The sequence below is a fragment of the Psychrobacter sp. 72-O-c genome, assembly GCF_904846605.1.
In the GTDB taxonomy this organism is placed as follows: domain Bacteria; phylum Pseudomonadota; class Gammaproteobacteria; order Pseudomonadales; family Moraxellaceae; genus Psychrobacter.
In genome coordinates this window covers 38376-64982 of sequence record NZ_CAJHBI010000020.1, presented here as the reverse complement: position 1 = coordinate 64982, position 26607 = coordinate 38376, and the positions used below count along the sequence as shown (strand labels likewise).

Sequence of the window (26607 nt, the reverse complement as noted above, 5' to 3'; positions counted from 1 at the left end):
AAAGACTAGGACTGTGGCAGTCGGGGCAATTAATCTCTATTTGTGTCTTCATAACCTCAAATATAGCATCTTTGCTTTGGCTGGCACCCCTCCTTTATTTACTCAGCATACTTTTTGATACACCACCAAATAATACAGTCACATCCTTACAGGATTGATATTGGCGTTACCCTAGCCATTTGTTAGTCTAGCAGTTTATAATAGCGACCAATAACAAATAATAGCGGATAAAGTTGGCTCACCGATTATTCCTATTTTTATGTTTTGTTCTACGTAACTTTTAACGTTCAATATGCTCCCAGTACTTTTACATACTTCTAAATATTTCTAGCTTAGGGTTACTTATGCTGCAAGATTCTCTATTAACATCACAGGTACTGTTAGCATCTTATTTATCGCCAAAGACCACGCGGTTACATTTTGCGCTTAGTGTTTTATTAAGTGTTGTTGTTTTCATGCCAGTAGCGCAAGCAGCCAGCTGTAAACTGCCTAAAAGTTATTATAAAAACGTTTCTTGTACTGCTAATAGTAGCTATTTTTTAGCCATCAAAGATTTTGGTGCACCAGTGGCCTTACTCAATAGTAGCGGCAAAAAAGTGGTTGATTTATCACGTTACCAACAGGCCGACACAGATCATTTATCGGGAGGTCTATTACCTGTATTGCGTAATAGCCATGTCGGTTATATCAATATGCAAGGTCGCGAGGTTATCCCAACCATTTACAACATGCTTAATGAAGCAGGTGGCAAAAGCTGGGCACGACCCGTATCTGAAGGGCGTATTGTGGTAAAGAAAGGCGGTAACTATGGGGTTATTAGCACGTCTAATGATATTGTCGTGCCATTCTCAGCAGCAATTAGTGATATTAATAACTATCGTAGCGGTACGGCGCTTGTTCGTAAAAACAAAGCCAGCAGTTGGGTGGATAAAAATGGTAAAGCGATTAGTAATCCCAATGCGAAAAGTGATAGTACTAGAAATAACGATGACTCCTTATCAGCATCAAAAAATGCTTCTTCATCGTCCTCACAAGCAATACCGTCTCCACAATCGAGACCATCAAAAACGCCTTCTTTTACGACCTTACAGCCACATCAGCAGGATGGTAAATGGGGATTTATTGATGATAAAGACGTTACGATGATTACCTACTCATTTGATGACGTACGGCCGTTTTCTGAAGGTTTGGCTGGTGTGCGCGTTGATAATAAGTGGGGCTTTGTTAATTTAGGCGGTGAGCTGACTATTCCCTTTCGCTTTGATGAGAGCAGTGTAGATACTGATGATATCTATAAAGGCGTGTCTGCTTTTATATTTAAAGATGGCAAGGCCTGGATTGGCAGCCTTCAGAATGGTGATAAAATGTGTATTGATAAAGGAGGACAGAGCATCGGTTGTGATTAAGATGTCTGTTATAAGTTTAGGTATTAGCGCAAAAAAATAGGATAAAACGTATGAACAACCTATACGTTTTATCCTATTTTTTTTAAGCTTGTAATAAATTAGAATTTTAGAGCCAACTAACCTAACAAATGATTGCGGATTAAATCGACTAGATAAGGCTGATAATAAGCTGGAATATCGTGGGCCATTCCTTCTATGAGATGAAACTTAGCCTTCGGAATAGCTTTAGCAACCACGCGCCCTTGTGAGGCAGGCAGTAGTCCGTCGACACTACCATGAATAACAATGGTTGGTGCTTTGATTTGCTTACTAAAGCGGCTGATAGAGCCTGACGCTAAGATAGCATTGAGTTGTTGTACGGTGCCCAACGGGTGAAAGTTACGCTGATAACGTAATTTAGCAATCTCACGAACCGTTCGTACGTTGACATGTCCTGGCGTACCTACAGTTTTCATGAACCAGACGCTATGGCGCACGATATCGCGCTCAGAGTGGCTCTCAGGACGATTGATTAGCGTATACAACTGCTTAGCTTTTGGTGGTCTTAAAAACGCGCGATTGTTTGTGGTAAACATCAGCGCCATACGCTGTACTAAGCTTGGATAACGCGCCGCAACGATTTGAGCGATCATACCGCCCATAGATGCGCCAAGCAAATGAGTACGACCAAGCTGCAACGCCTTAATCAAACGTACGGTATCCTCTGCCATATCAGTCAGATTATAAGCAACCTGTTGGCTTTTGTTGGACAGACCGGTTTGCATACGCAGCATCATTTTGAACTGACTTATACGCGGTAACCCTTCGATTTGTACTTTTGAGGACAGCCCAATATCACGATTGTCAAAACGAATCACAAAGAATCCAGCACTAATCAGACGCTTGATAAAATCGTCTGGCCAAAATATCATTTGTGAGCCCAATCCCATGACCATCAGTAATGATGGGTTATCTGGATTGCCACCCGCTTCAACGCATAAGTTAATACCGTCACCAATATCGATCATCGCCTGATAAAGATGATCGCTCAGGTCTGAGGCACGCCAGTTATGCTCACCGAATGTTTGCCATGCGGGAGTAGGGTAATTACCTATTTGTTCAGGCAAATCAATCTCTTTAAGCAAGTCAGCACTATCAGGATAATTTGAGTTCGTCATGAGCTCTCCTATTTAATATCATCTAGTTCTTATAGCTCCATCATCTCAAAGTCTAGCTTGCCAACACCGCACTCAGGACATGTCCAGTCATCAGGGACATCATCCCATTTTGTCCCAGGGGCGATGCCTTCTTCGGGGCAGCCAAGCGCTTCATCATAGATCCAGCCGCAGACGATACATTCATAACGTTTCATACATAATCCTTTTGATCGTTGCTAATTCTATGCCCCGTTAGCGGGCCACAAAAACGCACGTAGTGTAGCATATAACCTTACTCTGCAAGGTTAAGTTTACACTTGTATATTGAGGTTAGTGATTTTTTATCAAGTCACTGATCCTATTTCATTGTATTTAAGCATTCATATTTTTGCGCGCTTTCGTGTTTCTAGCCGCAATAATAAGGCAGGTTATGCTATGATAGCCGGCGTTAATTTTACGCTTTACCCGCTTTAATTTCACACTTTACCTGCTTTAATTTTAGACTTTATAAGTCATTTACTGCCGTTGTATTATTATTTCAGTCATTTAAGTTAAGGGTTATTATGAGCGCTACCACCGCTACTACACAAGCAAAGTCCGATACTAACTCGTCTAATATACTCAATACTGATCATGCGTTTTGGCAGGTTATCCGCACAGTACCAGACTTTCCCAAAGCGGGTATTGATTTTTATGACATTACCCCGTTACTGCGCAGTCATATTGATGAGGTCATAGATGAGATGCTGGCGGCATTGCCAGATGGGCTAATGGATGAAGTGGATTGTTTGGGTGCGGTTGAGGCGCGTGGATTTGTGTTTGCAAGCTTGATAGCGGGTCGATTGGGTAAAGGTATGATCTTGCTGCGGAAACCAGGTAAGTTGCCACCACCTGTTGCCAATAAAGCCTATGCTTTAGAGTATGGTAAAGATACGCTTGAGATGCAAAACAACCTACCACCTGAGCGTGTGCTATTGGTCGATGATATCTTAGCGACTGGCGGTACACTAACCACCGCTTATGAGTTGTGTGAATCAGCATCACATACGGTAGTGGGTGCACTGGTGTTGCTAGATTTGGTTGATTTACATGGTGAGTTTCCAGTGCCTGTTTATACAGTGTTAAAAGCTTAAAAAACTAATGATAAAGAATGTAAAAAAAGCGCGCTGATGTGAAGTCAGCGCGCTTTTTTGTGATATGTATAACTGTGATTTATTTAACTTGTTTATAATAACTACAAGTCTGTTCTATTATAGTCCGACCTACTGTTTTAGGGGAAGTAAGCTTGAAGTCTGTGGACGTTAATATGGGTTTTTCCGATTGCCAAGATTTTATAGCCTTATTATTAGGGCCATAATTCACATAGGCTCTTCTATAATAACTGGCATTCTTACAAGATATCAATAATTGCTGGTTGTCATAATAGGCACCATGTTCTTTCCTGTATTTATTAGCCGCCGGATAGGTTCCATTGATAAAAACAGAAATATATTTACCTTTATAATCATCTAGCACTTTAATATCAGAGCTTTCAATAGAGTCTAAATCTAAGCTAAAGCTCGATCCGGACTCACTTTCTGAGGCATCTAACCAGTCCACTGCACTTGCACTCATAGCCAAAGCACTGCCTGCTAATAACATTGATAGCCGTTTCATATTCCAGCCCTGCTTCTTGTTGTTTGAAGTCAATCATAATAGCTAACTTGCTGTTAGTAGGCAAATACTAGGCAAATTCCATTTATTTAACGCTATTGAAGTTAATACTTCATAGCCAATCTTAATTACGTATGGCTGCTAAGGTCTGAGCAAGCTCATCACGAGCGTTAATAAAGCCATCAATACCTTTGGGTAATAAGTCTTGGGTTACTTTATCCTGTTGATAGGCTTGGCTAAATTCTTCATGCGTTAAGCTTACGCGCTTCATGTCATCCATCTCCATTGACATGCTGGGAGACAGCTGGCGAGTAATCGTGGTATCCATTGCTGCTAGCTCATCAATGAGGTTCGGAGCGATAGTTAATAAATCACAACCTGCCAGAGCCAGTATCTGCTCTGCCGACCGAAAGCTTGCACCCATTACCTGCGTCTGATAGCCATGTTGTTTATAGTACTGATAAATCAGCTTGACCGATTGCACGCCCATATCATCAGAGGCAGGTACGTTTTGGCGGTTCTGTTGGCGTTTTTGCCAATCCAAAATCCGCCCGACAAACGGTGAAATCAAAGTAACACCTGCATCGGCACAAGCCACCGCTTGATGCTGACCAAACAATAGCGTTAGATTACAATGGATACCTTGGGTTTCAAGATAACGCGCGGCTTCAATCCCTTGCCAAGTGGCTGCCATTTTAATTAATACACGTTTTGGATCGACACCAGCCTTTTGATAGGCCGACATAAACTCTAAAGCTTTATCAATTGTTGCTTGAGTATCATAAGACAACCGCGCATCTACCTCAGTAGAGACCCGACCTTCGATTAATTCTAAAATATCGCAACCGATTTGGATAGTGAGTGCATCGATGACCGCATCTACGTCACCTTGATGATGATTCATAGTGTCTGCGAGCATGGCTTGGTTGTCAGGATGGATGAGCGCCTTGGTAATTAGGCTAGGGTTGGTAGTCGCATCAATAGGTTTTAGGCGCGCAATAGTGGCAAGATCACCAGTATCAGCGACAATAGTGGTCATGGTGCGAAGCTGTTGTAATGCACTCATCAGATATCCTTGTATAATCAATTAACGGGGTTGCTTACTTATTATGGTTGCTGGCTTATTAAACTTATCAAAGGTACTGCCAGTAAATAGCACTAAACTGTAACATAGTTTTGAGTATGGGTTTGCCGATAGTTTTATGGCACGTAGCGGTCATACCCAATAACTGTGCTAAGATTTATGCCGTTTTGTGCATTTACGCCCATTTACGAATGGGCACTGTGCGTAGTTTTTGTTATAGTAGAGGCGGCTACCTCACATACCACTAAGCGAGCTAATAAAAACAAAGAATAATGAGCTGATAGTGGGTCATGACTTGGGATAAGTGAATTCTTAAATATACTAATAATGTGCTAAATCGATTGGCATTTAATTGCATCAGAGTAATAAATAACAGATCTAAAAAAAGGATAGACAGTAATGAGTGAGCAGTCATCAGAGCAAAAAATGGACAATATAAATCAAACCACCCCCGACGTCAGCGACACCTCAACCGACCAAGCGTTTTTAAATCGCATTCGCCAAAATATTGATAAAGTAGACTGCGAAATTCAGAACTTGATCAATAACCGTGCCAAGTTGGCTCAGCAAGTAGCGATTGTGAAGAAGGATCATGCCGCCAATAGCGATGCTTCTCCTGATGCCGCCGAGCGTAACCCTATTTTTTATCGTCCGGAACGTGAAGCGCAAGTGCTAAAATCAGTGATGGCTCGCAATACTGGGCCTATCGCTGATGAAAAAATGGCGCGCCTATTTCGTGAAATTATGTCAGTATGCTTAGATCTAGAAGCGCCGCAGCGTATTGCCTTCTTGGGCCCTGTAGGTACCTTTACCCATGCCGCTGCGCTAAAGCATTTCGGTAAAGCGGCTGATACTATGCCGTTAACCACTATTACTGATGTGTTCCGTGAAGTAGAGGCGGGGACGGCTATGTATGGTGTGGTACCAGTCGAAAACTCATCTGAAGGCGTGGTCAATCATACTCTCGATGGATTTTTATCCTCAACATTGAAAATCATCGGCGAAGTTGAGCTGCCCATTCATCAAAATTTCTTAGTCGCTGAGCATACTAAGCTTGATGGTCTCAGCCGAATTTACTCACACCAACAGTCACTTGCCCAATGCCGTCATTGGTTGGATGTGAACTACCCTAATATCGAACGCGTTGCCGTATCGAGCAACGGTGAAGCTGCACGTCGTCTCAAAAACGAATGGCATTCAGCCGCTATTGCTGGAGACGTGGCAGCTGCAGAATATAATTTGCATAAGCTCTATTCAAATATTGAAGACAACCCTAGCAACACCACTCGCTTCTTAATTATTGGCCACGAGTCAATTGCGCCATCAGGGCAAGATAAGACCTCCATCGTAGTCTCGGCTTCTGACAAAGCAGGCGCGCTTATTGAAATCTTAAAGCCATTGTCTGCTCATGGCGTCTCTATGACCAGTATTGAAACTCGTCCTGAGCGTCCGAACAAGTGGGCGTATGTGTTCTTTATCGATATGGACGGTCATATCCAAGATCCAAACGTCAGCGCTGCTATTGCCGATATCCGGCCTTTGGTTAAAGATGTCCGTATATTAGGATCTTATCCAAAAGCGGTACTATAGGGTAGTGCTATGAGTTTGGGTTTATGAATTAACCTGACGCCATAAAGAATTCTGATAACCAATCTTAATAACGATGAATACCAATAATAGAGGGTTAATCACATCTAAGGATAAATCATGCAGTCTACTAAATCATCTCAAACCGGCTCTAAAACCAAAGACCAAGCGCAACCAGTTCCTGCTTATGACAGCATCTTAGAGCTGGCACCGTATCAGACAGGCAAGCCAGTTGAAGAGCTAACCCGCGAGTACGGTGTCTCTGATGTAGTCAAGCTGGCGAGTAATGAGAATCCGATGGGCTGCTCACCGCGAGTAACCTTAGCGATTACTGAACAGTTAGGGCAGCTGGCACGCTATCCTGATGGTAATGGTTATTATCTTAAGCAAGCGCTATCTGATTTTAATAATGTGAAGTTAGAGTGCATTACTCTTGGTAATGGCTCCAACGATTTGCTCGATATCTTAGCACGCACTTTTGTGAGTGCTGATGATGCGGTGGTTTATAGCCAATATGCGTTTATAGTCTATTCAATGGTGGCGAAGATGCAAGGTGCGACAGGTATTGAAGTACCTGCACAAAGATTCGGTCATAATCTTGCAGCGATGCGCCAGGCAGTTGAAGATAATGCCAATACTAAGATGGTATTCATTGCTAATCCCAATAACCCAACCGGAACGCAGCTTGAGCGTGAAGCCTTGCGTAAGTTCGTTGGTAGTCTGCCAAGCTCAGTATTAGTGGTGTTAGATGAGGCTTATATTGAATATAGCCCTGAGAGTAATAATAGGGCGTTATTGGATGAATTTGACAATGTCATCATCGTACGTACGTTCTCCAAAGCGTATGGGCTGGCAGGTCTTCGAATTGGTTATGCGCTCAGCTCCGCGCCAGTAGCCAAATTACTTAACCGTATTCGTCAGCCGTTTAATGTTAGCCGAATTGGCCTTGCAGCGGCAGCGGCAGCACTTGCTGATCAAGATTTTATTGAGCAAGTTCGCCTCAATAACCAAGAACAAATGTACTGGCTAGAGAATCAGTTTGACGCGCTGGGATTGGGTTTTATCAGCTCGCATGCCAATTTTATTATGGTAGAAATTGATAATGCCATTGATGTTTATCAGGCGCTACTTGAGCAAGGCGTTATCGTGCGTCCACTCGCTGGATATGGCTTACCCAATTGGTTGCGGATTACTGTTGGGGTAGCTGAAGACAATATGCGCCTAATTGATACGTTGCGCTCTATACTAACGGATGACTAAGCCGCAATCTATACTATGCAATTCATTGTAGAGTAAGCAGTAAAGCTTGTTCAGTTAAATGATAATTAAAAGTCTATGCTCAGAATATTATGCAAAAAGTAAATCAAGCTTCAATCAGTCAAACGCGAGTCAATCAAATCTCACGAAGTAAACCGCTATTTAAGCAGGTTTGTATTATTGGTTTGGGATTAATCGGTGCAAGCTTAGCGCAAGCTATCAAAGACAATGGCTTAAGTACGCGATTGGTAGCCGTGGACAGGCACGAGCCAAGCTTAGCAGAAGCTAGGCAACAAGGCTTACTTGATGCGGGTAGTTCTGTACTCAGTGATGTCGTATTCGGTAGTGATTTAATCGTCATTGCCGTTCCTGTGCAGGCTGTACAAGCGGTACTTACTGATATTAAAGCCGTTATGGAGAGTGGTCAGCTTGTCGCTGATTGCATCATTACCGATGTCTGTAGCACTAAGGTCAATATCATTGAAGCGGCCAAAAACGTATTCACAGCGCTGCCTGTCGGGCTAGTGCCTGCGCATCCGATTGCTGGTGCAGAAAATTCAGGCTATCATGCTCGCCGCAGCGATTTGTTTGTCGATCACAGCGTCATTATTTGTGAGCTGCCAACCACCAGTTATGTGGCTATTGCCAGGTTACGGCAGTTATGGGAAGCGGTAGGTGCAACAGTGATGGCGATGGAGGCGGGTCATCATGATTCGATATTGGCACATACCAGTCATTTGCCACATCTGTTAGCGTTTAACCTCGTTGAGCAATTGGCCAGTCACGATGATAATTTAGATATGTTTCGTTATGCCGCTGGCGGGTTTCGAGATTTTACCCGTATCGCTGCCAGTGACCCAAAAATGTGGCATGATATATTTTTTGCCAATCAAAGCGCAATTGTTAGCGCCCTTGATGAGTATGGCGTCTATTTACAGAACATGCGCCAGCTTATCATTGATAAAGACTCGACCGCCCTGATGGGACTTTTGGGCCGCGCGCAAGCCGCACGGCGACATTTTGGCCATATGTTAGCCAGCACCCCTTATACGGATACCTCTGCCATGTCAGCTTCTTATATTATTTCGCCTAGCAATACTGTTTCTGGCACCATTGCTATTCCTGGTGATAAGTCTATCTCCCATCGCAGTATCATGCTCGGTAGCCTTGCTGAAGGGATTACGCATGTGACTGGATTTTTGGAAGGTGAGGATGCCTTAGCAACTCTACAAGCCTTTCGTGATATGGGTGTGACTATTGAAGGGCCTGATAACGGTAAATTGATTATTCATGGCGTCGGTATGAATGGTCTAAAACCCAGTAAAACACCCTTATATATGGGCAACTCTGGCACTAGCATGCGTCTGCTGTCCGGTATCTTAGCCGCGCAAGCGTTCGATAGCGTATTGACGGGTGATACCAGTTTGAATAAGCGTCCGATGGAACGTGTTGCTGCGCCACTTCGCGCCATGGGCGCAGTTATCCAAAGCACCGGTCATAGCGGCACAGCTCCGCTAAGCATTACAGGCCGCGCTAAAGTTGGCAAGCCATTGCAAGGTATTGATTATGATATGCCAGTGGCATCCGCTCAGGTCAAGTCTTGCTTACTATTAGCAGGCTTATGGGCAGAGGGCACAACCACGGTCACCCAGCCTGAGATTAGCCGCGATCATACCGAGCGTATGCTGTCGGCCTTTGGTTATGAAGTGACGGTTGATGGTAATCGCATCAGCGTTGAGGGCGGTGGTAAATTAACGGGTGGTGATATTGCCGTACCTGCTGATATCTCATCCGCTGCGTTCTTTATGGTGGCCGCTGCTATTAGCCAAGATAGTGAGCTGACTTTAACGCAAGTGGGTATTAATCCTACCCGTACGGGCATTATTGATATCTTAAAATTGATGCAAGCAGACATCGCCTTAAGAAATAAAACCTATGTCGGTGGTGAGCCCGTTGCCGATATCACCATTCGTAGCTCTAATTTAGTCGGTATAGAAATACCGGAATCACTGGTACCATTAGCGATTGATGAGTTTCCCGTACTATTTATTGCTGCTAGCTGTGCGCAAGGTCGTACGGTATTAACGGGTGCCAAAGAGCTACGTGTCAAAGAATCCGATCGTATTGCCGTAATGGCAGAAGGGTTACAAACCCTTGGTATTGATTGTACCGTTACCGATGATGGACTGATTATTGAAGGCCAAGGTAATAATAGTCAAAACGGTAAGGTAAATAACAGCCAACCCGTCTTTGGTGGCGGTCATATCGTATCGCATCACGACCACCGTATTGCCATGAGCTTTGCGGTTGCCAGTTTACGCGCTTCCGAGCAGATTATGATCGAAGGGGTTGAAACGGTAAATACCAGTTTCCCAGGCTTTGCTGAGCTGGCAAACCAAGTTGGTATGGCAATTAAGGTCGACAGCGGTACTGATAAGACTTCTTAAAAATCCTAGTGGTTAGTAACGACTGACTATTTACAACAAATAATGGGCAGTTATAGTGATAAACTGCCCTTCTAAAACTATTTTTATCGTCAGCAATGCGCTAGTGCTAATATCGGCACTAGCGCATTGCTTTTTACTTTCTGTTCTATATGTAGTGAACCCAGCGTCCTTGCCGCTGACTGCTTATCATTTATGACTAGTAGGCGAGGGCCCGCTTTGCTCTAAAAAGTTGTATTTTCTCATGACTACCCAAAATGTCGTCAAAAAATCAGTAACCCCTATCAAAACTACCAGACGCGGCATTATCACTGCGCTTATTGCTTTTTCTATCTGGGGTACTTTTCCATTATATTTCAAACAATTAGCGGCCTATGATGCTACCGAAATTATTGGTCATCGAATCATATGGACGTTCTTGTGTTTGTTAGTCGTGCTGATAGTCACCAAGCGCTGGCAATGGATTGAAACGCTCAAGCAAAATCCAAGATGGATAGCGTTGAGCTTTATGTCAGGCTTGATTATCGCTACCAACTGGCTAGTTTACGTCTGGGCGGTCAATCATGATCAGATACTAGAGGCCAGTTTGGGTTACTTTATCGGGCCACTGGTGGGTGTGGCGCTATCGATGATATTATTCAAAGAGCGTTTGCGCACACTACAATGGGTGGCTATTGGGTTTGCGCTCTTGTCTGTGGTTATTCAAGTGGTAATGCTGGGCAGTTTGCCGTGGATATCGTTGATATTAGCGTTTAGCTTTAGTACTTATGGCACGATTCAGCGCCAAACGCCATTGACTGCCGTTGACGCGCTGTTTGTTGAAACCACGATGTTGGTACCTATTTGTCTATGGTGGTTTTGGCAGTCTGATGTGGTTAGTAGTCAGCTGAGCTTTTGGTTTACCCCAAATATTTGGCTGTTAATGATAGCAGGGCCTATTACTTTGATACCGTTACTGCTATTTAATAAATCTACCAAGCTGGTCGCTTTTAGTATTCTGAGTTTTATGAACTACCTGACTCCGACCTTTATTTTCTTCTTAGCGGTATTTTATTATAACGAGCCTTTTGATTTGCACCGCTTGGCCGTGTTTGGCTTGATTTGGTTTGGTCTGTTATTATTCAGCATTGACTTGTGGCGTCATCGCCCAAGTAAGCAACTTAAAGCGGCTCAGCTGCGTGATTAGCTTGTTATTAAGTGCTAATGATTAAGTGCATAAAATTAAATTAAAACTTCCAATTAAGAAATGCAGTTAACAAGGATGAGAAAATGTTACAGACTGAGTCTGATGTGGTATTTGTAAAAGGTTTAAAAGTCGAGGCGGTCATTGGGGTTTATGATTGGGAACGAGCTATTACTCAGCCACTATTGATTGATATCGCGCTTGAGACCGATATCAGTCAGGCGGCGGAGTCAGATGACGTTAATCATGCGCTAAGTTATAAAGAAGTCTGTGATGATGTCAGTATGTGGTGCCAAGAGCTTAAAGCCCAATTACTTGAGCATTTAGCCGAGAAAATTGCTAGTAAATTACTAGCGACTTATCGTTGTCATAAAGTCACTTTGAGCGTTGCTAAGCCTACCGCCATTAAACCAGCAGAGGCAGTTGGGGTACAAATTACTCGTTATGCCAAAGTAGATGAAACCAAAAGTACTGAAAAAGAGCCTGCAGATAGTAAATCTGATGATTCATAAGACGATGCATAAAGGACACTGATTTTGGATGTCTCAAAACTAGAAAAATGCGAGCCCAAACGGTTGCAAGACCAAACTGTAACAGCAGTAATATTAGCTCTGGGCAGCAACTACAAGGCTGAGTATTATCTGCCGCATATCCGTCAACAGCTTACTGCGCTTGGTGCGGTTCAGCTGTCTACTAGTTTTCAAAACCCTGACTTTACCGCCACTTTAGAGCAGCCAAAACTTGACTATACCAATCAAGGTGTATATCTATTACTAGACTCACCAATGACCTTACAGCAGTTACAGCAGATGTTTAAAAGGCTTGAAGGTGATTGCGATAGGCGTCGTCAAGCGGATCTGACAACCATACGGCAAGTCACGATGGATATTGATATTTTGCTAATAAAGTTAATCGATATTGAGGAGTGGACAGTTATGGCAGATCGTTATCCGTTTAAAGCGCATGAGAGTGCAGGAATTGTGGAATTGGCGGCGGGAAGGGGTTTTAGTTTTTAAATTTTCTCACTATAATTTAGCTATAAAAAACAGGCTGCGCTTTTAGCCCAGCCCTTGAATTACAAACCTACTTCTGCCCAGCGTCTGCCTCTTTCATATCACTTTTACCGATCACATCCAAATCCTCTAAGCACAGTTTGTCATACTCTTTTTTGCAAAAGTCAGGGTCCATCTTACACATGGCTGCTTGCAATTGATCAAGACGATTCTCTGATTGCTGAATATGCTCGAGCATTTTGGCAAAAGCCTCAGCAACGGGATCGTTAGAAGAGGGGTCAATGCCATAAGCCTGAAATGCTGTTTTACGTGCTGAGCTGTGATTGCTATTTTGGTTGTCTAAAGGTTTGCTATTGGCGTCTGTAATGATTGCTTTCGCAGCTTTTTCTTGCTGTTTGGCATCGCTAACTTTGGTCGCGATTGGATTGCCTTTTTCGTCATGATAATCTGAAATCATGCGTGCTGCACCGCCGACCATAGTTGCACCTGCTGGAACGGGCTTGACCACTACCGCATTTGAGCCAATCTTAGCATTTTTACCAACAGTAAATGGTCCCAAGACTTTTGCGCCCGCACCGACAGTTACGCCATCTTCTAATGTGGGGTGACGCTTACCGTTATTCTGTGAGACGCCGCCGAGAGTGACGCCATGATATAAGGTAACGTCATTGCCAATCTCAGCGGTCTCACCGATAACTACGCCAACGCCATGATCAATAAAGAAGCGTCTACCAATTTTGGCGGCAGGATGAATTTCGATGCCAGTAATGATACGTGAGCCATAAGAGATAGCACGCGCCGCAAATTTCTGTTCATGCTGCCATAGACAATGCGCGCCACGATGTAAAATAAGCGCATGAATCCCAGGGTAGGTGAGTAGCACTTCAATACTGTTACGCGCAGCTGGATCACGGGTAAAGACCGCATCGATATCTTCTTTTAAGTCTTTTTTGATGCTGGCAAGCGTTTTGAACAAGGCGGTTGGCAATGACATAAAGCATCCTATCTATTAGTCAGTAAAATGTCGTTAATAAGAGAAGGATAATGCTATCCCTAATTTTGAGCATAAGCTTTGATTGTAAGTTTTTTATAATATTGTAATTTATTCTATAGTAAGGCTTTGTGTATAAACATAGGAAGAGGCACTTTTAATGATAAATCTTTAAGTGTTTCTCTAATCACGTCTCTTAAAGTTATAACAGCTTTACGCCGTAAAATATAGCATGGCTCTATAAAATACAAACAAACTAACAAATTAGTGCCAGTTTATCGTCCACGTCTATGTTTCCCTATAACTATGAAAGGGGGGGGGTTAGTCTTTCAAGAGTTTGGCAAGCAAGGCGCTTAACAGCTGATATTCTTTTTGGTCGAGCTGGACCCGCGAACCGAGCCGAGACAGACGCGCAGGCAGCGATTTCAAATGATCGGCATCCGCAATACCGCGCTGAACCATTAATTCGGTGGTGCGCCCCGTTAGCTGCTGTAATTGCTGCTGGGTAATAGCAGGTTCATCCCATTGCTGACGGGTATGCAAATTTAATGTTGGTTGCGCTGTTGTATTTAGATTATTGATGTCTTTGCTATCGTGATGACTATCATTATTAGCTGCTATATTGATGGCTTTATCAACAGTATTAACGTGTGTCTGAGCGTAAGCAAAAATAAAGCTGGCAATAACTTGCACTGCTGAGGCGACATTAAGCACTGGATAATCAGGATTGGCATCGATTTGAATATGGTAATCGGCACAAGCCAATTCTTCATTGGTCAAACCGCGATCCTCTCGACCAAATAAAATAGCAATGTTAGGCTGGTTGCTGTCACGGTTTGCTTGTGAATCAGTAGCGTTTTTTTGATCGATAGCTGATTGTTTATCAATGTTTATTTGTCCATCAATAAAATCCAGCATGATTTTTGCGGCTTGGGTGGGTGTTACTACTGGACGCGGCAAATGACGGCTACGACTGCTGGCCGCAAACACTAACTGACAGTCCGCAATCGCAGACTCTAGCGTGGGTGTCATTATAGCGGCTGATAACACTTCGTTGCCGCCAGCCGCATGCGACACACTGGTATCATCAATAGGATTTTTTGGATTAACGACCGTCAGACGTGACAAGCCCATAGTATGCATGGCGCGTGCTGCTGAGCCAATGTTAGCGGGCAAAGTGGTATTCACCATGACTACTTGTAGGCAAGACAAATAATCGTTAACGGTGCGAGTTGGTAAAGTAGGGAGTGCTGATGATGCAAAAGTGCTCATTATTGGCTCAATCGTAAGTTAATTTCTTGTTCGACATGTTGCAATGCTACCGATAGCTTTTCAATAAGTGCGGCTTGCTTGCTGATAGTATGTTCGCGGCAGGCGTCTTGTAATTTTCCACTAAGCGCTACCAATTGCGTCGCACCTAGGTTGGCACTCGCACCTTTTAAAGTATGAGCGGCTTCAAAGCCATTGGCATTATCATTGGCAACTTGAGTAGCACGCAGTAGTTTAATTCGCTGCTGACTGTCAGCGATATAATTCTGTACTAAGTCTGCGAAATCTTCTTCTAGCAAGTCGCGCATGTCTTCAAACTGTTCATGATTGATAACTTCATCATCAGCACTGCTACTATTATTGGTGTTATTCCTACTATCGTTACTATGATGAGTGTTGGCCATGATTAAATATCCAATAAAGTAAAAGGTGTTGTTTTAATCAGTCAGTTATAATGGAGAATGCTAGTTGCAATAGAAATGTTAATTATAATGAAAGTGTAGGTTTTCTTCATCAATCATGTTTTTTAGCTGCTGTAAGTTGTCATCATTGGGGTAAACGCGCCAATGCTCAGACAGTCCTACATTAGCAATGCCATAATCTTCATACACACTCAGTCCAAGCGGCATACAGTTGTCATTAATAGAGGTGTCTGTGTTACTAAGGGCATTATTAGCATAGTCTTGCTCTATATCTTGTCCGATGTTTTGATTGTTGGTCAATAAATCATTGCCTGCTTCATCATATAAGCTACCACCCATAGCAGGGTCATAAGTGCCAGCATTGCTTTGCTCGTCCTGATCATTATCATAAGACAAACGCGGTGCTGGTATTAGGTCAGCTTGTGCTGATTTTAGTAGTGGTTGCAAGCGTGTTAATAGATTGATATCGCTACCATGAACTTTAATGCTAATCTTTTTTAACCAACGCAGACGTGCATCGACCATAGTTAATACATTATCAAGGCGGGCAAAAAGACGACCATCACGTTCACGTATGCTACCCTTTATGACCACTACTTCATCGACTTTTAGCTGGTCTTTAACACGGTTAAAGCGTTCAGCATAGCAGCTGACCTCTAATCGCGAAGTGCCATCATCTAAGGTTATCACGTTGCGATTGCCAAAGTTGGCCATATCGATAATTAAGCCGGCAAAATAGCAACTGCCGTTATAGCCAGTGTCAGTAAGCTTATCAAGCCGTGCACCTGAGGTATAGCGGTTTAGCTCTTCACGATACTCGTCAATAGGATGTCCGGTTAAGTATAATCCTAAAGTATTTTTTTCGGCTTTTAGGCGGTGCTTATCACCCCAAATCAGCTCTGCAGTCATGACTAATGGCGGCGCAGCTACCACACCATCCATTTCACCAAACAAATCCATCATACCGATTTCTTTATTTTGACGGTCTTGCTCAGCAGCTTGTACGGCACTTGGCAGCTGACTCATCAGCGCGCCACGAATCTCGTAAGCTTCATCGGCTGGCAAGTCAGGACGCAAGGTTGCAGCAAAGTCATCAAAACAGCCGGCGCTGACTAACGCCTCTAGGGTGCGCTTATTGACCTTTTTAATATCGACACGGCGACAAAAGTCATATAAATCTTTAAAATGTCCATCATGGCGGCGTGCCGTCACAATCGATTCAACCGCACCTTCACCAACCCCTTTAATCGCGCCCAATCCATAGATAATATTGGTCGGGGTATCAGCGACAAAATGCCACTCACTACGGTTAACAGAAGGATTCACTACGGTTAAGCCAAAGTTTTCACGGCAGTCATTAATAAAGAATACTACGTTGTCCGTGTTGTTCATATCAGAGGTTAGTACCGCTGCCATAAACTCAGCAGGGTAGTATTGTTTGAGGTAAGCCGTCTGATAGGCCAGAACCCCGTAAGCAGCAGAATGCGATCTGTTAAAACCGTAGCCGGCAAACTTTTCCATCAGATCAAACACGCCGCCCGATGTGACTTCATCGATACCTTGCTCAGTCGCACCGGTGATGAAAATATCACGCTGTTTGGCCATCTCTTCAGGTTTTTTCTTACCCATAGCGCGGCGTAACATATCCGCACCGCCTAAGCTATATCCAGCCATGACCTGTGATATTTTCATGACCTGTTCTTGGTAGACGATAACGCCGTTGGTATTTTCTAAAATAGGTTCAAGATTAGGATGGTCATAAATAACTTCTTCGCGGCCATGTTTCCGGTCGATATACATCTCTACCATGCCGGCATCAAGTGGGCCTGGACGATAAAGCGCACACATGGCAATAACGTCTTCGATATTGGTTGGTTGCAACTTGGCTAAGTATTTTTTCATGCCCATACTTTCGAGCTGAAAGACGGCAGTAGTCTTAGCATCCTGCAATAGCTTATACGCTTTACTGTCATCTAATGGTAAATCCTCTAACACCAACTCGGCTACACCTTCTTTAGCTCGGCGTAGATTGATGTTTTTGACTGCCGCACTAATCACGGTTAGGTTACGCAGACCTAAAAAGTCAAACTTCACCAGACCAACCGCTTCAACGTCATCTTTATCGAACTGGCTCACGCGGTGACCGTCGTCATCACAATAAATGGCGCTAAAGTCAGTGATCTTATGCGGTGCAATCAGTACCCCACCGGCATGTTTACCCACGTTTCGACAAACACCTTCAAGTTTGATAGCCATTTCCCAAATTTCGGTGGCATCGTCATAATCCATATTGTCAGGATTGGAGATCAGGTCTTTGAGCTGTGGCTCTTGTTCTAGTGCCTGACTGAGCGTTATCCCTGGAGTCTTAGGTATAAGTTTAGACATTTTGCTGGCAAGAAAGTACGATTTACTTTGTGCACGCGCGACGTCACGTACTACGGCTTTTGCGGCCATAGTACCAAAGGTAATGATTTGCGAGACCGCTTCTCGGCCATAGGTTTGGGCGACATAATCGATAACTTTATCGCGACCTTCAATACAAAAGTCAATATCAAAGTCGGGCATCGATACCCGCTCAGGGTTCAAAAACCGCTCAAATAATAAATCGTAATGAATAGGGTCAAGGTCGGTAATATTTAACGCATAGGCGACCAGCGAGCCAGCACCGGAACCACGGCCAGGACCAACCGGGACGCCATTGGCTTTTGCCCAACGGATAAAGTCCATGACGATTAAGAAATAGCCGGGGAAGCCCATTGATAGAATGATATTAAGCTCATACTCTAAACGGTCGTCATATTTCTGCCGGATATCGGCCCAGTTATCACTACGCTTATCTGTTGGAAAGAGTTTCTCTAAACGTTGCTCAAGACCGCGCTGCGATTCTGCTCGAAAGAATGATTCTGTGGTTTCACCTTCAGGAACCGGAAACTCTGGCAGCACATTGATACCTAGGGTCAAGGTAACATTACAACGTGTGGCCAGTCGTGAAGTGTTATCAATCACTTGTGGAATATCAGCAAATAACTGCTGCATCTGCTCTTGGGTCTTTAGATACTGCTCATCTGAATAGGTTTGCGGACGATTAGGATCGGCCAATACATAAGAGCCAGCGATGCAGACACGGGCTTCATGGGCATCGAAGTCATCTTGCTCTAAAAAACGCACATCATTATGCGCAATGATAGGAATATTGTGTTTGGCACCGGCATGAATAGCGGTTTTGGTAAAGGCGTCTTCACCAGCGCGATTGGTACGTTTGATGGCAAAGTATAAGCGGTTATCAAACTGTGCTTGCCACTCGAGAAGCAGTTCATCGGCTCTCTCTGGCATGGAGCTAACCAAAGCTTGACCGACATCTGACTTTTCGGTAAACAGTACAATCACACCAGCCGCATGCTCAAGAATGTGGCTGCGCTTAACGATAGGTACGCCGTGATTGGCAAAGTCTGCACGCCCTTCAGTAAACCCAAGCGACACAATACGGGTGATATTCTGATAACCCTCATTGTTCATCGCCAATAATACTAAGCGCGAGTCCTCATCGTCCATGATGATTTCACTACCAATGATGGGTTTGATGCCAGCCCCTAGGCAAGCGCGATAAAACTTCACCGTGGCATAAAGGTTGGATAAATCAGTTAATGCCAGCGCACGCTGCTTGTCCGCCGCTGCTGCTTTAACTAGCGGCTTGATACGCACGATAGAATCGGTAATCGAGTATTCGCTGTGAATGCCAAGGTGTACAAATGCCATAGAGGACTCTTACTAATGCAATCAAAAATGAGGATATGCTAATTGGACGTTAAGATAAAGCCCAAAGTATATATAGATTATATTTTATAACATCTTAATTATCAGTGGTTTATATAAAAATAAGACGTTAGTAGCCTTGTTTTATCTTCTTAATCTTAACCGATAATAATAGCATTAATTGGTGATAACAGCCACTTATTCAATGGTGTTAGTCTGAGGGAGGTGGCATAAAGATTGATTTTTAATGAGATTGAATAGGTTTAATTCATATAGCTATTCTTCAAGTAGACGCTCTTTGAATAATCTGCTTTAACGCATAGCAAAAATATAAATAACCATCCAAACCATACTAATGGCGCGGCTGACTGTCGAGTAGCCTTGTCTAAGCGTAAACCATGCAAAAATAATGGGTACCAAAAAGATGCCTATACCTAGCAGGATGCTGACCTGTCTTTGCGCGGTATCAGTCTCAATATCGTGTATTGGCGGCGGAGGCGGGCGAGTAGAAGTACTATTATTTTGCACAAGTGGTTGTTGCGGTTGACGCTTAGAGTCACCGTGCGATTGATAAGAAGAATGTGACATACCACTACCGGGGATCCCAACGGTTCCACGCGTGCCTTTTTTACCCAAGTTTACAGTGGCGCCGCGTTTACCAACTGAGAGGCTGGAGACCCCTTTTTTAGTCAGATTGATACGCACACCAGGTGCGATTTTAATGCTTTTTCTAAATCGAAGACCCATAGTTATTGTTCACTTATTCGAAGGTGTTAGCACAACATAATATTTAATGAATTGTATTATGGCCACTACGGCTTCACTAGGTTTGTTTGAAACTATAGCAAACTAAGTCAGTCTGAGTATAAGGTTTAAGATGAATTTATAAGCTGCAACACTACTGCGGATCTAGCAACTCAATCCAGTGCTTCACCGGTACTGATGATTTGGTGCTTAAGTGCAGCTGGCAACCAATGTTAGCGGTCACTATCTGTTCTGGATTATCTATCGTTAAGTCCGCTAACTTATTGGTCAGTAATTGCTGGCTCATCTCTGGTTGAAGTATCGAGTAGGTTCCCGCAGAACCGCAGCATAAGTGTCCGTCTTTGGTACGGGTTAGCTCAATACCGGCTTGCTGTAAAATTTGTTCAACTTGACCACCCAATTGCTGAGCATGTTGCAACGAGCAAGGGCAGTGTACGGCTGTTTTGCGACCTATCCCTTGCAACTCTAGCTGACTTAAATCTTCTTTAAATAATACTTCACCAAGATCCTTGGCCAACTCACCAACCCGTTGTGCTTTAGCCGCATAAGCAGGGTCTTGGCGCAGTTTTTCACCATAATCTTTGACCATAGTGCCGCAGCCAGAGGCACTAATGACAATGGCTTCTACCCCTGCTTCAATATGGGGCCACCAAGCATCGATATTACGGCGCATAAATGCCAGCCCTTCCTCATGGGCAGAAAGATGATAACTCACTGCCCCGCAGCATCCAGCTTCAGGCGCTGTAAACAAGCTAATGCCTAATTTGTCGAGCACACGTGCCGCCACAATATTAGTGTTGGGGGTAGCTGAAGGTTGAGCACATCCTCCTAGTACTAACATCTGGCGAGTATGTTGTTGTGTTGGCAAAGAGCGCTTAACCTGTCTATCTGGCACCTTAGTCTTCAAACTGCTAGGCAACAGGGGTCGCCCTAACTGTCCTAACCGTAATAAAGCCCCAAAGCGACGTGAGTAGGGCAAAACCTTACGTATCAACCAGCGCAATAGCTTTTGCTGAAAAGGTCGTTCTAGCTGATCTTCCATGATGCCACGGCCTATTTCGGCCAAGCGGCCATATTTTACGCCAGAAGGGCAAGTGGTCTCACAACTACGACAGGTCAAACAACGGTCTAAGTGAGTCTGCGATTTTTCACTAATATCACCAGTCTCTAACAGCTGCTTAATCATATAAATACGTCCGCGTGGACCATCTCGTTCATCGCCTAGCTCTTGATAAGTGGGACAAGTCGCATTACAAAATCCACAGTGTACGCAGCTACGCAAAATAGAATCGGCTTCCTCAATTTCTGGGTGATCCAGATACTTCACATTAATTTGGGTACGCATGATGTCCTCTTATTATTACTTTTAGCTGTTCCATTCAGATATTAAATATAGCTACTATATTCAGATATTACATCCAGCTATAGAGACGACCGGGATTAAAGATTCCAGCGGGATCGAAGGCGTGCTTAAGCCGCTGGTGAAGTTGACGCAGCGCCTCGGGCTGTGTGTGAAGAACGTCTTGCAGTCGATCGCCACCACGATAAAGGCTTACTTGGCCACCCGCGCTCTCAGCCAGCGCTTCTAATTCATCCGCTGCAAAATCACCGCGTAGCCAGCGTTGGCTACCACCCCAGTCAAGCAGCCAACCTGCCTCTGGCAAAAAGTGCTGGGCATTACTATTAACTGAAAACCGCCATAAGGGAGCATCTTGGCCAGAAAAGTAGTCCAAATCCTGCTCGCGTAACTGTGCCCACAGATCATTTCCATCCTCTAGCACTGTGCCTGGCCACTGACTAACGGTACTGTCTACCGCACTACGAGCGCCTTCCAAACGCAAGTAGAGATGATTGTTAAACCAACAAGCCGCAGTTAGGGGTTTGGATTGTCCCGCCAAACGGTTCATCTCTACAATGGCTTGAGCCGCATTCATTTCTTGTTTGAGGGTCATGGTGGTGGCAGGCTTGGGCATTACTTTTAGACTGACTTCGCTGATAACCCCTAAGGTCCCCATCGCGCCAGCCTGCATGCGTGAGACATCATATCCCGCCACATTTTTCATTACCTGCCCACCAAAGCGTAGTTCTTCTGCGCGCCCGTTAATTAAGCGAATACCTAGTACATGGTCTCTTACCGAGCCATTCCACGGTCGCCCTGGTCCAGATAAATGACAAGCTAAAGTGCCACCTAAGGTAGCTCGTCCATCAAATAACGGCGGCTCAAACGCTAATCTTTGATTGTGCTTGGTCAAAGCAGCATTGATCTCGACCAACGGTGTACCTGCTCGAGCGGTAAGCACCAGTTCAATCGGCTCGTAACTGACAATACCGCTGTGCCCTGTAATACTAAGGGGCTCACCCTCCGATTGGCGACCCATGAAATGCTTACTACCACCACCCATTATTTTCAACTTAGTACCGTCAGCGCTGGCCTGTTTAACCCGCTCGATTAGCTCATGACTGATGTCTTTATCACTCATGCTGGTTCTCCCTGCTGCCTTGACTCACTTTTACCCATATCGCCTTTGCCTATATCTAGTGCACGATATTCCTGACAATTTTTCAACACAGGAATTCCTTTACCCGGATTGAGAGTGCCAGCAGGATCAAAGGCGTGTTTAATAGCGTGAAACTGGCGTAACTCCTGCTCGTTAAACTGTACCCTCATTTGCCGAATTTTTTCTATGCCTACGCCATGTTCACCGGTGATACAGCCGCCCACTTCCACGCATAACTCTAATATGCGACCGCCAAACTCTTCGGTTTTTTCAAAATCACCAGGCACATTGGCATCAAATAAGATTAATGGGTGTAAATTGCCATCGCCCGCATGAAACACGTTGGCCACTCGTAAACCGTAGTGCTCTGAGAGTTGTTGCATCTCAGTCAGTACATGAGCAAGTTGGCTACGAGGAATGGTGCCATCCATGCAATAGTAATCCGCTGATATCCGACCTACGGCCGGAAACGCTGACTTACGGCCTTTCCATAATAAAGCGCGTTCCGCCTCGCTCTGAGATACCCGAGTTGAGGTAGCACCCAGCTGAATAAAAAGTTGCTCGACTTCCGCGATCTGTTCTTGAACCTCAGCTTCGCTACCATCTAGTTCACATAGTAGCAACGCCTTAGCATCGGTAGGATAACCAGCATGAACAAAGGCCTCGGCAGCTATAATCGCTAGGCTGTCCATCATCTCGAGGCCAGCCGGAATAATCCCTTTAGCAATCACATCACCTACCGCGTCGCCTGCTGTCTGTACATTATCGAAAGCTGCCATAATCACCTGTGCCTTTTCAGGGCTAGGTAATAGTTTAACCGTCACTTCAGTAACTATGCCAAGCAACCCCTCAGAACCGGTAATCAAGGCCATTAGATCGAAGCCGTTACTGTCTAGACCCTCACTACCTATGCTAATCAGATCTCCTTCAACAGTGACCATTTCTACTTTCAACAAGTTATGTACCGTTAATCCATATTTAAGACAATGCACGCCGCCAGAATTTTCCGCGACATTACCGCCTATCGTACAGGCAATTTGTGAGGAGGGGTCTGGACCATAATATAAACCATAGATGCTCGCCGCTTCACTAATGGCTAAGTTACGTACACCTGGTTGCAAGCGCGCGCTACGCGCTAGGGGATCAATTTCAAGAATATGTTTAAAACGAGACAACACCAGTAATACGCCATCCGGGTTGGGCATGGCACCTGCACAAAGACCCGTGCCAGCACCACGCGCCACCACCGGAATTTGATAGCGATAGCAGAGTCGCATTACTTCCTGTACCTGCTCGACCGTATCTGGTAACACCACTATCAATGGCATATCACAATATACAGATAAGCCGTCACACTCGTAGGGCCTTTGAGTTTCCTCATCACTGATCACATACTCAGGCTCAATAAATGCCCGAAACATATGCGCTAATGCGGCTTTATCTGGTCTTTCGCTCTGGTTCATACTGCTGCTCTCCTTAGCTAACTGGATGGTCGCTCATCCAGTTTCGTAAAACCTATCTATTATCAAAAGCTCAATAATAAACCAAACTAACAGCCCACCATTTTAGTATCCTACCACCGCCGCATCCACGATACGAGGATCTGAAGATCCATATATGCCCGTTGGGGTAATCATAATAGACTGTGTTGAACCCATAGACGTTTGCGGGCTGACGGTATGACCCATCGACTCTAGCTTTTTAATAGTATCGACATTCAGCGCTTTTTCGATACGAATCTCATCAGGTAACCATTGATCATGAATACGCGGCGCATGAGTGGCTTCTGCGATATTCATATCATGGTCAATGACGTTAGAGATAACTTGGGTGACGGTAGTGATAATACGGCTACCACCCGGACTGCCAGTTACGATATAAGGCTTACTGTCTTTAAATACTAAGGTCGGACTCATAGAAGACAAAGGACGTTTGTCTCCTTCGACGGCATTGGCTTCACCGCCAAGTAGGCCATAACCGTTAGGGACACCAGGCTTGGCTGAAAAGTCATCCATTTCATTATTTAATAAAATACCCGTACCCTCAGCGACCAATCCGGTGCCATAAGAGAAGTTCAAGGTATAAGTATTCGCCACTGCATTGCCATCTTTATCAACAATAGAGAAGTGGGTGGTTTGATCGCTCTCATAAGGTAGTGGGTTATTGGCTTTAACCGTTGCGGCAGGCGTGGCTTTATTGGGATCAATTAGGGAACGCAGTTTATCCGCATAAGGGCGAGCAGTTAAGCCACTGACAGGCACGTCAACGAAGTCGGCATCACCTAAATACTCTGCCCGATCGGCATAAGCCAGCTGCATTGCTTCAGCCATCAAGTGAATGGTTTGGGCGCTATTTTGTCCATATTTATTCAGTGGATAGCCTTCTAAAATATTTAAGATTTGGACGATATGAATACCGCCAGAGGAGGGCGGCGGCATAGAGACAATCTCATAGCCACGATAATTGCCTTTCACTGGCGCGCGGGCAATGGCTTGATAATTGGCTAAATCTTGCATGCTCATTTTGCCACCAGCTTCATTGACTGCCTTGACCAGCTTACGCGCGGTTTCACCTTTATAAAATCCATCTGCTCCTTGCGCAGCAATCAGCTTCAGTGAGTAGGCAAGCTCAGGCTGCTTTAAACGCTCACCAGGTTGATAGGCGCTACCATCCGGTTTAAAGAAGATCTTTTTAGTACTTGGCCACTTTTGCATGCGCTCACTCAATGCTTCTAATGATTCAGTCAGGCCGGCGGTAACTTCAATACCATCCTCGGCCAATGCAATCGCGGGTGCCATTACTTGACCGCGGCTCATAGTTCCATGATCTTCTAACGCTTTTAGCATGCCGGCTACGGTTCCTGGAACACCGATGGCTAAGCCGTGATAGCGAGACAAATCACTGACGGCATTGCCATCAGCATCGAGATACATATCACGTGAAGCACTGCTAGGTGCTTTTTCACGGTAATCGAGTGCCACCGTTTTGCCTTTCTTGGCATCATAAATCATCATAAAACCGCCACCGCCAATATTACCAGCGCGTGGTAGGGTCACTGCTAATGCGAAGCCAACAGCGACCGAGGCATCGACGGCATTACCGCCTTGTTTAAGAATCTTTAATCCAATATCAGAGGCGATGGCTTCTTGGGTTGCTACCATACCGTTCTTGGCCCATAGCGGATGATGAATAGCGTCATCAGAGTAGATAGCTTGATCGGCTTTAGCTGTGGTAGTAACTATGGTTGTGTTGGGTGCTTTCTTCAGACTATCGGGCGCGGCAACCGTAATACGTTGGGTCTCCGACAATACTGTTGGTGCGTCAGTCATAATAGCTAGGTTTATGGCACTAGTATTTATTGAAGTGTTGTTTATAGTATTGGCTGTTGGCTCAAGGGCATGAGCGGATACAGATACTAGGAAGGTGCTACTGATAAGTAAGATAGCGGTTTTGATTTTTGCTTTGTTCTGAGAATTATGGTGACGAGTATCTTGCTGAAGTTTCGAGATTGAGCTTTGCATCGTAAAATCCTTTTTACGTGGGAGAATAGGGTTGATTTATTTGGCGGCTGGCACTGGTTAAATATACAAATAGCTTACATCAAAAATTAGATAGATACTCAAATTAGATAAATAATTAAAAGGCTAATAGCTGTATTAAAATAAAATTTCGTTGTTAGCCTCAATATTAACAATTGTCTATTAGCTTTGATAAAGAAATTTTTATGTCACTGCTTACCTCTAATAAATGCTTATCAATATCAGTACCTAACGTTTGACAGTGTCAGTCAATGTAAGCCTAAGCAAAAGTAAATCCAGAGCGTTTACAGCTACGATTATATTGTGCCAACTATGAGCTCGTCTGTGCAGATTCCGCTTGCACTTGACTTTGATAAGAGTCGCGTCACCCTTTGGTTAGTATGTGGGATTACAACCGTTAACATCACTTATAAATATTTAGTATTGGTCAGATGTTCGCTCTATATATTCGTTTTTATGAATATATTCCGATAAACGGTAGCATATAGCTGACGAACAGCATATGTATTCTCTCTATATCCGTTAAAATGAATATAGAGAGTAACAATAGACTTACAAGATAAAACGTTATATTTCTTAAACTTTAATAGTAGTTACATTCCAGCAA

The 26607-nt window shown here is 44.2% G+C and carries 20 protein-coding genes and 1 pseudogene; 8 read left to right on the top strand and 13 right to left on the bottom strand.

The genetic code is table 11. From position 1 onward, the window contains the following. Positions 1-344: 344 nt before the first annotated feature. Positions 345-1406: a WG repeat-containing protein gene (locus JMX97_RS08900; RefSeq protein WP_201557120.1), complete on the top strand. Its 1062-nt coding sequence runs from the start codon at positions 345-347 to the stop codon at positions 1404-1406. A gap of 116 nt (positions 1407-1522) precedes the next feature. On the opposite strand, the gene JMX97_RS08895 is transcribed toward JMX97_RS08900, so the two are convergent. Both JMX97_RS08895 and JMX97_RS08890 read right to left on the bottom strand, forming a co-directional pair. Further along, positions 1523-2563 carry an alpha/beta fold hydrolase gene (locus tag JMX97_RS08895; protein ID WP_201557118.1) on the bottom strand — a complete coding sequence of 347 codons (1041 nt, stop codon included), beginning with the start codon at positions 2561-2563 and terminating at the stop codon, positions 1523-1525. Between the two features lie 29 nt (positions 2564-2592). Next, positions 2593-2757, bottom strand: coding sequence for a rubredoxin (locus JMX97_RS08890; RefSeq protein ID WP_201557116.1), 165 nt, complete (start codon positions 2755-2757; stop codon positions 2593-2595). Between the two features lie 348 nt (positions 2758-3105). Here JMX97_RS08890 and JMX97_RS08885 point away from each other — a divergent pair, with 348 nt between their 5' ends. After that, positions 3106-3675, top strand: a complete 570-nt coding sequence (locus tag JMX97_RS08885; RefSeq protein ID WP_201557114.1) for an adenine phosphoribosyltransferase — start codon at positions 3106-3108, stop codon at positions 3673-3675. Between the two features lie 79 nt (positions 3676-3754). Here the strand turns inward: JMX97_RS08885 and JMX97_RS08880 are convergent, their stop codons facing one another. Both JMX97_RS08880 and JMX97_RS08875 read right to left on the bottom strand, forming a co-directional pair. Beyond that, complete coding sequence (locus JMX97_RS08880) at positions 3755-4198, bottom strand: hypothetical protein (protein WP_201557113.1); 444 nt, start codon at positions 4196-4198, stop codon at positions 3755-3757. A 121-nt stretch (positions 4199-4319) separates the two neighbouring features. Then, positions 4320-5261 carry a transaldolase gene (locus JMX97_RS08875; protein ID WP_201557111.1) on the bottom strand — a complete coding sequence of 314 codons (942 nt, stop codon included), beginning with the start codon at positions 5259-5261 and terminating at the stop codon, positions 4320-4322. Positions 5262-5678: 417 nt separating this feature from the next. Here JMX97_RS08875 and pheA point away from each other — a divergent pair, with 417 nt between their 5' ends. From pheA to JMX97_RS08845, 6 genes are all read left to right on the top strand, one after another. Further along, positions 5679-6869 (top strand): prephenate dehydratase, encoded by a 1191-nt coding sequence (gene pheA / locus JMX97_RS08870; protein WP_227671586.1) that lies wholly within the window; start codon positions 5679-5681, stop codon positions 6867-6869. Positions 6870-6986: 117 nt separating this feature from the next. Beyond that, complete coding sequence (hisC, locus tag JMX97_RS08865) at positions 6987-8126, top strand: histidinol-phosphate transaminase (protein WP_201557109.1); 1140 nt, start codon at positions 6987-6989, stop codon at positions 8124-8126. Positions 8127-8215: 89 nt separating this feature from the next. Then, positions 8216-10570: a bifunctional prephenate dehydrogenase/3-phosphoshikimate 1-carboxyvinyltransferase gene (locus JMX97_RS08860; protein WP_201557107.1), complete on the top strand. Its 2355-nt coding sequence runs from the start codon at positions 8216-8218 to the stop codon at positions 10568-10570. A gap of 241 nt (positions 10571-10811) precedes the next feature. Continuing rightward, a complete protein-coding gene (rarD, locus tag JMX97_RS08855; protein WP_201557105.1) occupies positions 10812-11753 on the top strand; it encodes an EamA family transporter RarD in 942 nt (313 codons plus the stop codon). Between the two features lie 83 nt (positions 11754-11836). Beyond that, positions 11837-12262, top strand: coding sequence for a dihydroneopterin aldolase (gene folB / locus JMX97_RS08850; RefSeq protein WP_201557103.1), 426 nt, complete (start codon positions 11837-11839; stop codon positions 12260-12262). 24 nt (positions 12263-12286) lie between these two features. After that, positions 12287-12766 carry a 2-amino-4-hydroxy-6-hydroxymethyldihydropteridine diphosphokinase gene (locus JMX97_RS08845; protein WP_227671587.1) on the top strand — a complete coding sequence of 160 codons (480 nt, stop codon included), beginning with the start codon at positions 12287-12289 and terminating at the stop codon, positions 12764-12766. A 67-nt stretch (positions 12767-12833) separates the two neighbouring features. On the opposite strand, the gene cysE is transcribed toward JMX97_RS08845, so the two are convergent. The 9 genes and pseudogenes from cysE to ggt all read right to left on the bottom strand — a co-directional run bounded on the left by cysE (position 12834) and on the right by ggt (position 25982). Next, positions 12834-13757, bottom strand: coding sequence for a serine O-acetyltransferase (cysE, locus tag JMX97_RS08840; protein WP_201557101.1), 924 nt, complete (start codon positions 13755-13757; stop codon positions 12834-12836). A gap of 318 nt (positions 13758-14075) precedes the next feature. Next, the gene (locus tag JMX97_RS08835) at positions 14076-15026 is read right to left on the bottom strand and encodes an RNA methyltransferase (protein ID WP_201557099.1); all 951 of its coding nucleotides are present in this window, start codon (positions 15024-15026) and stop codon (positions 14076-14078) included. Next, the gene (locus JMX97_RS08830) at positions 15026-15427 is read right to left on the bottom strand and encodes an Hpt domain-containing protein (protein WP_201557097.1); all 402 of its coding nucleotides are present in this window, start codon (positions 15425-15427) and stop codon (positions 15026-15028) included. Before JMX97_RS08830 ends, JMX97_RS08835 begins: the two co-directional genes overlap by 1 nt. Positions 15428-15505: 78 nt before the next feature. Beyond that, positions 15506-19201, bottom strand: a complete 3696-nt coding sequence (gene dnaE / locus JMX97_RS08825) for a DNA polymerase III subunit alpha (protein ID WP_201557095.1) — start codon at positions 19199-19201, stop codon at positions 15506-15508. Between the two features lie 572 nt (positions 19202-19773). Then, positions 19774-19945, bottom strand: a pseudogene (locus JMX97_RS14015) (DUF4236 domain-containing protein); the annotation flags it as partial. Between the two features lie 151 nt (positions 19946-20096). Continuing rightward, positions 20097-21308: a glycolate oxidase subunit GlcF gene (gene glcF / locus JMX97_RS08815; protein WP_201557092.1), complete on the bottom strand. Its 1212-nt coding sequence runs from the start codon at positions 21306-21308 to the stop codon at positions 20097-20099. 67 nt (positions 21309-21375) lie between these two features. Then, the gene (glcE, locus tag JMX97_RS08810) at positions 21376-22443 is read right to left on the bottom strand and encodes a glycolate oxidase subunit GlcE (protein ID WP_201557090.1); all 1068 of its coding nucleotides are present in this window, start codon (positions 22441-22443) and stop codon (positions 21376-21378) included. After that, a complete protein-coding gene (locus JMX97_RS08805) occupies positions 22440-23924 on the bottom strand; it encodes an FAD-linked oxidase C-terminal domain-containing protein (RefSeq protein WP_201557088.1) in 1485 nt (494 codons plus the stop codon). The genes glcE and JMX97_RS08805 overlap by 4 nt, the downstream gene beginning before the upstream one ends. A 102-nt stretch (positions 23925-24026) precedes the next feature. After that, positions 24027-25982: a gamma-glutamyltransferase gene (gene ggt / locus JMX97_RS08800; RefSeq protein WP_201557079.1), complete on the bottom strand. Its 1956-nt coding sequence runs from the start codon at positions 25980-25982 to the stop codon at positions 24027-24029. Positions 25983-26607: the final 625 nt, after the last annotated feature.